Below are 11,651 nucleotides of genomic sequence, written 5' to 3' on the forward strand. Positions count from 1 at the left end.
TCTATGTAGCGATATATTCGATCATACGGAACAATACCCGATGCGGTATAACGATCGCGTAGTTGTTTTTGTCTGTTTTTTCGTATCTGTTTTTGTAGAAGAAAGCAAAACAACAGTTAGCTGTGCGAATAACATAACTTGGAGATGTTCTTTATTTATGGGGCACATTTTTTACTCTAAAAAAATACGCAAAGGGCATGTCTCGCAGTGCGTCTTTTTTTTGAGGCACCATTTTTTAGCCACATGGACGATAAAGGCATGGTATTCGTTAAATAGTTGTGTATCGTGCGGTAGCACATCCATAAAATAATCACGAAGATCCTCGTAGTAAATATCTTCTTCAATTAAACTGTGACGATGAAAAATGCGTCTTGTATAGGCATCAACAACAAAGGAAGGGCGTTCAAATGCATAGAGTAAAATGGAGTCTGCTGTTTCCTGTCCGATGCCGTTAACCGCAAGTAGTTCTGCTCGCAATTCGTCAATAGATAGGTGGTCTAGTGCGGAGAATGAACAGCTTGCTGTGTCGTTGAACCAGCGAAGCAAATTCTGTAGTCGCTTTGCCTTTACATTATAATAACCCGCTGGGCGAATATGGCCTGCAAGCTCATCCTGCGAAAGTCCCAGCATGACTTGTGGAGTGAGTAGATTATGTTGTTTTAGGTTTTGAATGGCTTTTTCGACATTTTTCCAGTTCGTATTCTGTGTAAGAACTGCGCCAACCATTACTTCAAAGGCACTGTCGGCAGGCCACCAATTACTGCTACCAAAGGTGTTTTTCATAGCAGTAAATATATCCATAAGTAGTTTCTCACGATTCATAATGTTGCGAACTGTACGCTTATCCATACTTACTGGCAAGATTCCACTGCTTCATTGTGTTCTTTGTACAAGGCCGGAGCAATATATTTTGACGTTGAATTAACGTAACGGGCAGGTATTAATGCTTGGTAAAAATGGTTTGAGGAATCAAAGAATATATTAGGATTTTGATAGAAGCAAAAATAGTGAATTTGTAGTCATTATTGTCACTTGTTATAGGTGAAAAGAGAAATGACGAAGCAGGTTTTATAGTGATTACGTGATTGTTTAATAGTTTATAATGTAATAAAGTGATGTATGCACACTTGTTGCGTTATATGTATAAGTAATAAAGATAGAATATGGGTTGAATATTTTTAATGTTGGAGGAACGAACAACATGAGGTGTTCATGTTGGTAGTAACTTATGTTTTAATTATGCAACAAGATGAGGAACAAGCTATTTTTGATGTTGTTTCATGATGATATTGGATGTTGACACGGTGGTGCTGCATGTTTAATATAACTCTCAATGTTTCTGCTAGTGCTGAAACATTGAGATGAATTTTTTCGCTGAGGTATATCATTACGCCTATTGGTATTTCAGCGTATAATTCTTCCCTACACTTTATATGCACCCCATATAACTGAAGAGCGTCCTGTTTTTTGCAGGGCGCTCTTTTGCTTTTGATGTATGCTGGTGCTTTTCTAGAAAAGACTGAATGGTATTGTTATGTGACAATATATTAATAGTTCTTGTATTGTAGCTTTGTTGATGTTGATTTTTAAAAAATTAATATGTTGAAAACAGCAAAGTCAATTAATTACTTATTTTTTTGTAGAATAGTATAGTGATGTTACTGTAATACAATTCGAATTTCAGTTAGTAGCTCTTCAGCAGGAGTCTCGTCGATATTGTTTAGATAAATTTGAAGAGATGGTGCATCTTGCAGTTCTTCACCTGATTGAGGGAGCCATTCTCCAAACAGGACGGAATATGTGATGTATAGTGTTTCATAGGGGCCTCTATGAGTAACTGATGCATAGCGCCCTTCTGGAATCACTCGTTTGTCAATACCATCCATAATTCTGAAAGATTCCGGTATGACCATGCATCGTAGCGGCATTTTTCCAGCAGATTGTGCTTAGCATTCATGAGGGTTTCTCCTGATAAAAATTCATGTTCCGGTGACCACTTTCTATAATACTTAGGAGTGTAGTCACACCAACGTTTGAACGCACGGGTAAACGCTTCTTGTGAGCCATATCCTGCCTTCAGGGCTATATCGATAAGCTGTCTGTTGCTATAAAACAACGCATTGGCAGCGCGTTGTAATTCTAAACGTCGCTGATACTCCGCTACTTAACGTGATTATATTTCATGCAACATCAAAATATTACTATCAAAGCTCTTGCTGTGATGAATAACTTGATCAAGTGACCCCAAAGTGGCTAACGTCATATGCGGTGGAAATAACATGTCTACGTGAACAGTAGACACACCGGGGTGGGATTTGAATCTTGTTCCGATGGCTGACTTTCAGGAGTAGGCGGGCACGTTCCTCGACTGCACCTGTTCCCCGATCAACTCTCCGAACGGAAAAATGGATTATAAATTTTTCTTCATGCCAATTCTTCAACTTGATAATGTAAGCGTACGCAAGGGGCAGACTATGGCTCTTGCACAGATCTCCTGGGAACTGAATGTAGGTCAGAACTGGGCCATCATTGGCGGTAATGGTGCAGGTAAAAGCACATTTCTTTCTCTTGTGCGTGGAGATATCTGGCCTGTTCAGAACGTAGGACTCCGTCACTACTTTAATGCGGATGGAACTCCTTCTTTGTCCCCTATAGGCTTTCGTGAGCACACAACCACGGTTTCTGCCGAACTGATTGACCACTATCTTCAGCTGGAAAGAGTCATTGATGGCAAGACACTGCTTATGGCTGGTTTGCATAACACTCCTCTGATATACACTCCGCCGACACCGCAGGAATGGGACGAGATTCATTCCCTTGCCGAGCGTATGGGGGTTACCGCGCTTCTGGATAAGCCGTTGCCAGAATGTTCAACAGGTCAGGTCAAACGTTTATTCCTTGCCCGCGCAATGGCCAGCAAACCGCGTTTGGTTTTCCTTGATGAATATGCAGATGGACTTGATCGGGAGTCCAGATTGGAAATTATTGCTCTCGTCGACAGAATTGCGAAATCAGGTGTTCAAATTCTCTGTGCTACACATCGTGCAACAGAACTTCCGGCTTGCATCAACCGTATTCTCATGCTCGAAAACGGACGTATTGTTCATGCGGGGGCACGTACCATGAACAGCTTAAGTGACCCGCAGGATACTTTGATAAAGCAATCAGATTCGTTAAGAGATCAAGATAAGCATTCTGTTTTGGATGATCCCCTTGTTACGACGCCAGTAGATATTCGCCAGACAGCGGCCATGGATTTTTCTCTGCTGCCCGCTTCAAAAACTGTTGATTCTTCTGTTCCTGTCATCTCTATGAGCAATGCCACCGCAGGGATTGTACGCAATGCCAATCTTGTTGTTCAACGTGGAGAGCGCTGGATGCTTACGGGGCGCAATGGCGCAGGTAAATCTACATTGCTGCGGATGATGACAGGAGAACTTCCTGCGGCTTGCGGGGGGGAAGTACGCTGGTTCGGTCAAGAGCGCATTCCTGCTGATGGCGCGTTCAAAGATTTTTGGGCAATTAAGCAACGTATTGGCGTAGTCTCACCTCGTTTGCAGACCCTGCATCGTGTAGAAATCACCGTTCTTGATGTGGTACTTTCCGGATTCTGGCAACATATCGGGTTGCATAAATATCCCACTCCGATAATGGAACAAACTGCTTTTGAGACGCTTGCTGCGCTTGGAATTTCCAATCTTGCCGAACGTAAAGCTAATACTCTTTCCTACGGCCAGCTTCGTAAGGTTATTATTGCACGTGCACTTGTAAATAGTCCTAGCCTCTTAATCCTCGACGAACCTTTCAGTGGGTTGGATGCGCCTTCACGTCATGATATGCGCATTATACTCAATGGACTTGCCGATCAGGGGCTGACAATGGTTCTTGCTACACATCATCCTGAAGAGTCCCAGTGTTGGGCGACAAACAACGCGACTATAACCGACGGTGTCGTTACGATTTTGCAGGATTGAAAATTTCTATAGACGGCGAAAGAAACTGATTGTGGGACATGAGTAGAGGCTAGCTCCATCTTGCTATTGCGAACGTGAATATGTGTTACATGGTATTATCCAATGAGGAAGTATGAAGAAAACAGCGAATGTCGAAATCCTTATTGTGGGAAATGAAATTTTAACCGGTGACATCTTAGATACCAACTCGAATTGGTTGTGTAATCTTGTTCATGAACGTGGCGGTATAGTCGTGAGGGTGACTGTTCTGCCTGATATTCTTGATGTCGTCGCGGAGGCTGTACGCACAGCTGTAACGCGTAACGTTGACATACTTTTTACCTCTGGGGGGCTTGGGCCGACATCTGATGACTTGACGCTAAAGGCTGTCGCGGCAGGAACTGACAGAACGGTGGTTCTTCATCCAGAAGCGCTTGAAATGGTTCGAAACCAGTATGACTATTTTGTTTCCAAGGGAATACTGCCGCAAGGTGGTTTGACTCCAGCCAGAGAAAAAATGGCCTATTTACCTCAGGGCGCTGAGCCTCTTCTTAACATCGTGGGCACAGCTCCCGGTTCTTTTCTTCAGGTTGGAAAGACGTCGATTATCAGCGTTCCCGGCGTCCCTTCTGAATTGAAGCAAATTATAAATCAATCTCTGAAGGACTTCCTTGATCAAGTCTTTGGTGAAGGGGGAGCTATTTCTCGTCGGATTACTGTGCAATCTGGCTGTGAATCTCTATTAGAACCAGTACTTAGTTGTATTGTGAGTCAATATCCCGATATTTATACAAAATCGTTGGCTACTGCTATCGAGGGAAAACCGGAATTGGATATTCTCATGACCATTACAGGTGTCGGGGAAAAAGAAGTGCTCTTGAATAAAGCCTTTCAGGAGTTGTGCAGCGGGATAAGAGAACTTGGTTTCTCCATAAAAGAGAAATAATAGTGGCAACAGATTTGGATAACAAAACGTAACTGACGAAGAATCATAATTTTGAAGCATGCACCATTCGGTGCATGCTTTTTTACATTACGGGGAGACAGTTTTTTGCAATATCAATGAGTCCAACTGACAATGAAAGATTTATTTTTTGTCCGCAAGATGTAAAGAACTCACAACATACCCAGCCAAAAAAAAATGAAAAAGAAGGTAGCGCAGTCCTATTTATTCTTTAATGCTCTGTTTGTCTTACGTGTCGGTTCTGCTGTGATCGGGTCTTCCGGCCATGGATGCTTTGGGTACCGCCCGCGCATTTCTGATCGGACAGACGGATAGCCGTTTTTCCAGAAGGAGAGTAGATCACGCGTTACTTGTAATGGTCTGCCTGCTGGTGAGAGCAGATGTACTGTTAATGGAACTTGCCCGTTTGCTATAGCCGGTGTCTGCGTTGCTCCAAACATTTCTTGTAGCTTAACAGGTAATAGTGGCGCGTTGGGGTTGCTGTAGTCAATGCGGATGCTGGAGCCGGATGGTACAGTGAAATGAGTTGGAGCTATTTTTTGTAATGTAGTCTGTTGCGTCCAGTCTAACGATGCGAGCAGGATTGTTTTAAGGTCAAGCTTGCGCAGATCTGATGCGTTGCGCATCCCTGTAAGATATGGAGAGAGCCAAGTTTCCAGAGTGCTGAGAAGAGATTTGTCTGATACATCTGCCCATTCGTTTTGATTTGTTACAGAAGTAGGCTCGTGAGCGTATATGTGCATAAAGGAGAGGCGTTCTCGTAGGTGAAGAGCTTCCTTAGTCCACGGCAGGGTTTCAAGGCCAAGCTTTCGGATGCCTTCAAGCAGGGCGGCGAGTAGTCGCTCTTGAGGTACATTGGTTAATGGCTGTTGTGAGAGGATAATTTCTCCGAGTTGTTCTGTCCGGAGGGCGGTTACAGAGGCTGTCTTCTCGTCCCATTCTACAGATTCGCATTCTTGAATCCTTGATTTGAAGAGGTTGTAAATATCGTCAATATGAATGGGGGCACAACGCCATATCCGGCTTGTTGCATGTGCATCATTTAGTTCTGCTACGACGATGAATGGTGAGGCGGCGAGTGAGCTTTCTTCTGCGAGTTGTGCTTTTCGGCCATTGGCAAGTTTATACTCTGTACGGCTGTTGGCCAGTAGCTTTCCAATGCGGTCAGGATAAGCGAGCGCTAGGCAAGCGCCTGTCATGTGAATTTTGAGTGGTTCTGATGCGGGAATCTGCAATAGGTTGCAAAGATGTCGTGTAGTTTTTGCGATGGTCGGAGTGGAGAGTGCCTGTTCTACGAGATGCCGCAGGTCTGTACCATGTACTCTTTCTGATAAAACGGCTGCAAGAATGCAAGCTGTAAGCCCGTAGCCTTGCTCATTAGCTGTAATGATCATATGGGCAAGTCGTGGATGCAGCGGTAGAGCCGTAACGGCCTTGCCGTGAGCCGTAATGGAAAAATTTGTATCGAGTGCTCCAAGTTGCTGAAGGAGTGTGAGCGCCTGACGGTAATTGCTGGCTGGCGGGGTGTTCAGCCATGCGAGGGTATGGGCTCCATGTTCACCGTAAGCTCCCCATTGGGCGAGCTCAAGAGCCAGAGGAGCGAGGTCTGCTTCTTTAATTTCTGGAGAAGCAAAGGGGCGGAATGAATTTTCCTGAACTTTTGACCAAAGCCTGTAGCATATACCACTGTCTAAACGTCCAGCACGTCCTGTACGTTGGGCTGCGGCAGCAATGGAAACGGGTTCAGTGACAAGTCTGTTCATGCCTGTTGCGGGAGAGAATCTGGAGGATCGGGACAATCCACTATCAATGACGATTCTGATCCCTTCTATTGTGAGAGATGTTTCTGCAATTGAGGTGGCGAGTACTACTTTTCTGCGTCCTGCTTTAGCTGGCAGAATCGCCGCGTCCTGCTGTTTTTGTGGCAAGTTTCCGTACAAAGGAGTGATGTCTACATTCTGCGGTATGGCGGGTTGAAGCATTTCTGCTACGCGGGTTATTTCTCCTGCACCGGGGAGAAAGGCAAGAATACTACCTTCGTCGTTTGTGATAGCATACTGTATGGTTTTTACCATGTGGTTGAGCAGCGCAGGTATATGTTGATCAACACGTGTAGTGTGCGCTTGCGGCATGGGGACATGCTTGACGGTTACAGGGTAGCTTCTGCCTTTACAGCTGATGGTGGGGCAGTTGTTAAGCAATGTAGAGATTTCCTGTGTGTCGAGAGTTGCGGACATGACCAGAATACGCAGGTCATCTCGCAGCGCTTCCTGTACTTCAATCGCAAGAGCTAACCCAAGATCGCCATGCATACTGCGTTCATGGAATTCATCAAAAATGATACAGGAATATGCAGAAAGTTCTGGATCGTTTTGGATAATACGCGTGAGCACGCCTTCTGTAACAACTTCAATTTTTGTTTTGGAAGATACCTTTGTGTCGTTTTTTATACGATACCCAATGGTGTTACCGGTTTGTTCACCAAGAGTCTGGGCCAGACGTGCAGCTGCGGTTCGCGCAGCGAGCCGTCTTGGTTCTAACATTATAATTTTTTTTTCTGCTAGATGATAATTTTTTAGTAATGCAAGTGGAACCCGTGTTGTTTTTCCTGCTCCCGGAGGTGCCTGAAGCACGCAGTTCGGGGATGTCATAAGGGTCGATACAATCTCAGGCAGGCTTGAATCGATGGGAAGAGAGGGTAAATCGTCAAAAAAGTTTGTGTGCATAAACAGTATGTTGATGTGGTTTATGTGAATAATGTAACATGCTTTCTATAGCGGAGAAAGGCTTGCAACGTAAGAGAATATACAGACAATGAAAACAAAAAAAACAATGTGCAAAATTCATTTTGCAGGCTTGCGTGATTTTAACACTCAATTTTCTATTTTTCTGCAAAAATTTCTACGCATATTGACGTAAATACAATGGTGCGTGTATGTCACTTGGAACTACTTAGCTATATGCACAATGGTTGCGGGATGAACAGATGGTAGAGAGTTTAGTAAAATAAACTTTTATCCAAGATAGGTAGCCAAACTGGGAAGGCCGCTTTTCTTTCTCCTCGCATCGAGCTGCATAACGTTTCGTACGGCGGGCTGATTCAACGCTGCAATGCTTGGATTGTTTTAGCCTGTATGATTGGCTTGATGTACTACCATGCTTACACAGAATGCTTTTTTTCGAATAAGAAATGGGCGCTGTAATTGAGATCCTTATGTTGAGACGCGTAAATGTGGTGACATTCTCTGTGTAGAGCAATACCTGTTCTTTTACCTTTTAAGGGAGGGTGAAAAGATGGCCCCTGTGGAAACAGAAAACAAGACTTTGGATCCAAAAAATCATGCTGACTGGGAAGTTGCTCAGGACGCTGAGAAACGGATGAAGACCATCTATGCTATCGCAGATGAGATGGGGCTTACTGAGAAGGAACTTCTTCCGTATGGACACTACATGGGTAAAATCGATTACCGTGCAGTACTTAAACGCCTTGAGAACAAGCCCAACGGCAAGTACATTAACGTAACTGCAATTACTCCTACTCCGCTTGGTGAGGGCAAGTCCACCACAACTATTGGTTTGGTACAGGGACTTGGCAAGCGAGGCAAAAAATCTTCTGCAGCTATCCGCCAGCCTTCCGGTGGCCCGACTATGGGCGTGAAAGGTTCAGCCGCGGGTGGCGGACGCTCTCAGTGTATCCCGCTTACTCCATTCTCTCTAGGTTTTACCGGCGATATTAACTCAATCATGAACGCACATAACCTTGCGATGGTAGCTCTTACTTCCCGTATGCAGCATGAGCGTAACTACGATGATGAGAAATTGGAAAAACTTTCCGGCATGAAGCGTCTTGATATCGATCCAACCCGTGTTGAAATGGGCTGGGTAATCGACTTCTGTTGTCAGGCTTTGCGCAATGTCATTATTGGAATTGACGGCGTAAACGGACAGCGCGACGGCTACATGATGCGTTCCAAATTTGATATTGCAGTGTCTTCAGAAGTAATGGCGATTCTCGCTGTTGCAAAAGACCTGCGTGACCTTCGTGAACGTATGTCCAAAATTATTCTCGCCTATGATAAGAAAGGTAATGCGCTTACCACAAAAGATTTTGAAGTTGACGGCGCCATGACAGCATGGATTGTAGAAGCTGTTAACCCTAACCTCATTCAGACTCTGGAAGGACAGCCTGTAATCGTTCACGCAGGACCGTTTGCGAATATTGCAATTGGTCAGTCTTCTATTATCGCTGATCAGGTTGGTCTGAAACTTTCAGAATACCATGTTACAGAATCCGGATTTGGTGCGGATATCGGCTACGAAAAATTCTGGAACTTAAAATGTCACTATTCAGGGCTTAAGCCTGATGCTGCAGTTGTTGTTGCAACTATCCGCGCATTGAAGTGCCATGGTGGTGCTCCGGTGCCAGCTCCGGGCAAGCCGCTTCCGGAAGAATACAACTCCGAGAACGTAGAATGGGTGGAAAAAGGTTGTGCTAACCTCCTGCACCACGTGAATATTGTTAAAAAATCAGGTGTTTCTCCTGTTGTATGTATCAACGCCTTTGTAACCGATACTGATGCAGAAATTGCAAAAGTTCGTGAGCTTTGTGAAGCAGCAGGTGCCCGCGTTGCACTTTCCCGTCACTGGGAACATGGTGGCGACGGCGCACTTGAACTTGCTGATGCAGTAATTGCAGCCTGTGAAGACGAAACTGAGTTTACACCACTCTATAGTTGGGATATGCCTGCACGCGAACGTATTGAGCGGGTAGCTACCGAAGTATACGGTGCTGATGGTGTAGATTATTCAGTTGAAGCACTTCGGAAGCTGAAGGCTATAGAAGCCGATCCTAAGGCAAGTGAGCTTGGCATGTGTATGGTTAAAAGCCACTTGTCGCTTTCCGATATTCCTACAAAGAAAGGTGTTCCAACTGGTTGGCGTCTCACTATTCGCGATGTTCTTGTCTTCGGTGGCGCAGGGTTCTTTGTTCCGGTAGCAGGTGCCATTTCACTTATGCCGGGTACTGGTTCCAACCCATCATTCAGAAGAATAGATGTTGATCCTGATACCGGACAGGTTAAGGGGTTGTTCTAGCAAGAAAAAGCGCGCGTGCGCTATTTTGTCGGGCTCCGTGTTTAACGGAGCTCGTATATAAGCGCATTGCAAAAGGAGCAGACGATGAGTGCTGAAATTATCAGTGGAACCGAGATGCGCGCAGCAATTCTTGAAGAACTGCGCGACGAAGTAGCCGCTATTAAAGAAAAATACGATACCGTCCCCGGTCTTGTAACAATTCTTGTCGGGGAAAATCCGGCCTCCGTAAGCTACGTGACCCTTAAAGTGAAAACTGCACTTAGCCTTGGTTTTCACGAAATTCAGGATAATCAGCCTGAAGATATTACTGAAGATGAGCTTCTCGCGCTTATCGATAAGTATAACAACGACTCTTCCATTCACGGTATTTTAGTTCAATTACCGCTTCCAAAACATATTGATGAAGCTAAAGTCATCACAGCTATCAATCCAGATAAAGACGTTGACGGATTCCACCCTGTAAACCTTGGCCGTATGGTTATTGGTGATAAAGAAGGCTTCCTTCCTTGTACCCCTGCGGGGATTCAGGAAATGATCGTGCGTTCCGGTACGGAAACAAGCGGTGCGGAAGTTGTTGTGGTTGGGCGCTCTAATATTGTTGGTAAGCCTATTTCTATTATGATGGGACAAAAAGGTGTGGGTGCCAACAGTACAGTCACTATGGTACATACCCGTACCAAAGATTTAGAAGCACACTGCAAGCGCGCTGATATTCTTATTGTTGCTGCGGGGGTTCCAAACCTTGTTAAGCCGGAGTGGATTAAACCTGGCGCAACTGTGATTGACGTTGGCGTTAACCGTATTGGTACTGCAGAATCCGGTAAGGCTATCTTGAGTGGTGACGTTGAATTCCAAAAAGCCAAAGAGATTGCTGGTAAAATTACTCCAGTTCCCGGTGGCGTAGGGCCGATGACAATCGCAATGCTCATGAAAAATACTGTCGCGTCAGCATGGCGCCACCTTGGGTCTAAATAAGCCCTTTTGTGTTTCGCAGCATAAAATAGAGGAACCGATTGTTTCAATAGTTTTAAAAGGCCGTTAACTTGAATAGATGTGAGTTAACGGCCTTTTGTCCTACTGACCGTGTTGGATTTGTAAGAAGCGGCATATATGCAGTACTACAGACAAACGTTTAGTCTGTACGGAGGAAAACAATGAGCTGCTGCAGTGAAGAAATTTCTCAAGAGATGTGGAAAGAGGTTGATAGCGTTATAGAACGCCATCGAGACACTCCCGGAGCACTTATCACTGTACTTCGTGAAGCACAGAATGTTGTGGGGTGGTTTCCGCAGGTGCTTATTGAATATATTGCAAAGGGGATGAATATTCCTGCCAGTGATGTTTTCGGAGTTGTTTCATTTTACTCTCTTTTTTCTCTTAAGCCTAAGGGGCGGAACTCCATTAAAGTTTGTACCGGTACTGCCTGTTATGTAAAAGGTGCCCGCGAAGTTATTGGTCGAATTTCCGGAGAGTTCGGTATTGCTGAAGGCGAAACAACGGAAGACAGGCGATTTGACCTTGAAGGTGTCCGCTGTGTCGGCGCCTGTGGTTTGGCTCCTGCAATGGTTGTTGATGGGGATGTGCATGGTGATGTGACTGCTGATTCCGTTTTGAAAATTCTAGAAAAGTATTCTTAGCGG

The 11,651-nt window shown here is 44.8% G+C and carries 8 protein-coding genes and 1 pseudogene; 5 read left to right on the top strand and 4 right to left on the bottom strand.

The features are described from left to right. Positions 1–171 precede the first annotated feature (171 nt). The 3 genes and pseudogenes from F461_RS0111860 to F461_RS19660 all read right to left on the bottom strand — a co-directional run. Positions 172–849: an endonuclease III domain-containing protein gene (locus F461_RS0111860; RefSeq protein ID WP_020001383.1), complete on the bottom strand. Its 678-nt coding sequence runs from the start codon at positions 847–849 to the stop codon at positions 172–174. An 809-nt stretch (positions 850–1,658) separates the two neighbouring features. Continuing rightward, a complete protein-coding gene (locus F461_RS0111865; protein ID WP_082208212.1) occupies positions 1,659–1,928 on the bottom strand; it encodes an AraC family transcriptional regulator in 270 nt (89 codons plus the stop codon). Next, positions 1,862–2,149: pseudogene (locus F461_RS19660) on the bottom strand (helix-turn-helix domain-containing protein); the annotation flags it as partial. The gene F461_RS0111865 and the pseudogene F461_RS19660, both read right to left, overlap by 67 nt. Positions 2,150–2,405: 256 nt before the next feature. Here F461_RS19660 and F461_RS0111870 point away from each other — a divergent pair. Both F461_RS0111870 and F461_RS0111875 read left to right on the top strand, forming a co-directional pair. Next, on the top strand, positions 2,406–3,974 hold the full coding sequence (locus tag F461_RS0111870) for an ATP-binding cassette domain-containing protein (protein ID WP_020001385.1): 1,569 nt from the start codon (positions 2,406–2,408) through the stop codon (positions 3,972–3,974). A 112-nt stretch (positions 3,975–4,086) separates the two neighbouring features. Further along, the gene (locus tag F461_RS0111875) at positions 4,087–4,899 is read left to right on the top strand and encodes a competence/damage-inducible protein A (RefSeq protein WP_020001386.1); all 813 of its coding nucleotides are present in this window, start codon (positions 4,087–4,089) and stop codon (positions 4,897–4,899) included. A gap of 218 nt (positions 4,900–5,117) precedes the next feature. On the opposite strand, the gene hrpB is transcribed toward F461_RS0111875, so the two are convergent. Further along, complete coding sequence (gene hrpB / locus F461_RS0111880) at positions 5,118–7,643, bottom strand: ATP-dependent helicase HrpB (protein WP_020001388.1); 2,526 nt, start codon at positions 7,641–7,643, stop codon at positions 5,118–5,120. 568 nt (positions 7,644–8,211) lie between these two features. Between hrpB and F461_RS0111885 the strand changes: the two genes are divergently transcribed. The 3 genes from F461_RS0111885 to F461_RS0111895 all read left to right on the top strand — a co-directional run bounded on the left by F461_RS0111885 (position 8,212) and on the right by F461_RS0111895 (position 11,648). Then, positions 8,212–10,011 carry a formate--tetrahydrofolate ligase gene (locus F461_RS0111885; RefSeq protein ID WP_020001389.1) on the top strand — a complete coding sequence of 600 codons (1,800 nt, stop codon included), beginning with the start codon at positions 8,212–8,214 and terminating at the stop codon, positions 10,009–10,011. Between the two features lie 84 nt (positions 10,012–10,095). Continuing rightward, positions 10,096–10,986, top strand: coding sequence for a bifunctional methylenetetrahydrofolate dehydrogenase/methenyltetrahydrofolate cyclohydrolase FolD (gene folD, locus F461_RS0111890; protein WP_020001390.1), 891 nt, complete (start codon positions 10,096–10,098; stop codon positions 10,984–10,986). Positions 10,987–11,165: 179 nt separating this feature from the next. Continuing rightward, positions 11,166–11,648: an NADH-quinone oxidoreductase subunit NuoE family protein gene (locus tag F461_RS0111895; protein ID WP_020001391.1), complete on the top strand. Its 483-nt coding sequence runs from the start codon at positions 11,166–11,168 to the stop codon at positions 11,646–11,648. Positions 11,649–11,651 lie beyond the last annotated feature (3 nt).

This window comes from Halodesulfovibrio aestuarii DSM 17919 = ATCC 29578, from assembly GCF_000384815.1.
In the GTDB taxonomy this organism is placed as follows: domain Bacteria; phylum Desulfobacterota; class Desulfovibrionia; order Desulfovibrionales; family Desulfovibrionaceae; genus Halodesulfovibrio; species Halodesulfovibrio aestuarii.

Excerpts from the sequence above, each read along its gene's own strand:
- F461_RS0111860 (WP_020001383.1), bottom strand. The coding sequence starts at position 849 with ATGGATAAGCGTACAGTTCGCAACATTATGAATCGTGAGAAACTACTT.
- F461_RS0111865 (WP_082208212.1), bottom strand. The coding sequence starts at position 1,928 with ATGCCGCTACGATGCATGGTCATACCGGAATCTTTCAGAATTATGGAT.
- F461_RS0111870 (WP_020001385.1), top strand. The coding sequence starts at position 2,406 with ATGGATTATAAATTTTTCTTCATGCCAATTCTTCAACTTGATAATGTA.
- F461_RS0111875 (WP_020001386.1), top strand. The coding sequence starts at position 4,087 with ATGAAGAAAACAGCGAATGTCGAAATCCTTATTGTGGGAAATGAAATT.
- hrpB (WP_020001388.1), bottom strand. The coding sequence starts at position 7,643 with ATGCACACAAACTTTTTTGACGATTTACCCTCTCTTCCCATCGATTCA.
- F461_RS0111885 (WP_020001389.1), top strand. The coding sequence starts at position 8,212 with ATGGCCCCTGTGGAAACAGAAAACAAGACTTTGGATCCAAAAAATCAT.
- folD (WP_020001390.1), top strand. The coding sequence starts at position 10,096 with ATGAGTGCTGAAATTATCAGTGGAACCGAGATGCGCGCAGCAATTCTT.
- F461_RS0111895 (WP_020001391.1), top strand. The coding sequence starts at position 11,166 with ATGAGCTGCTGCAGTGAAGAAATTTCTCAAGAGATGTGGAAAGAGGTT.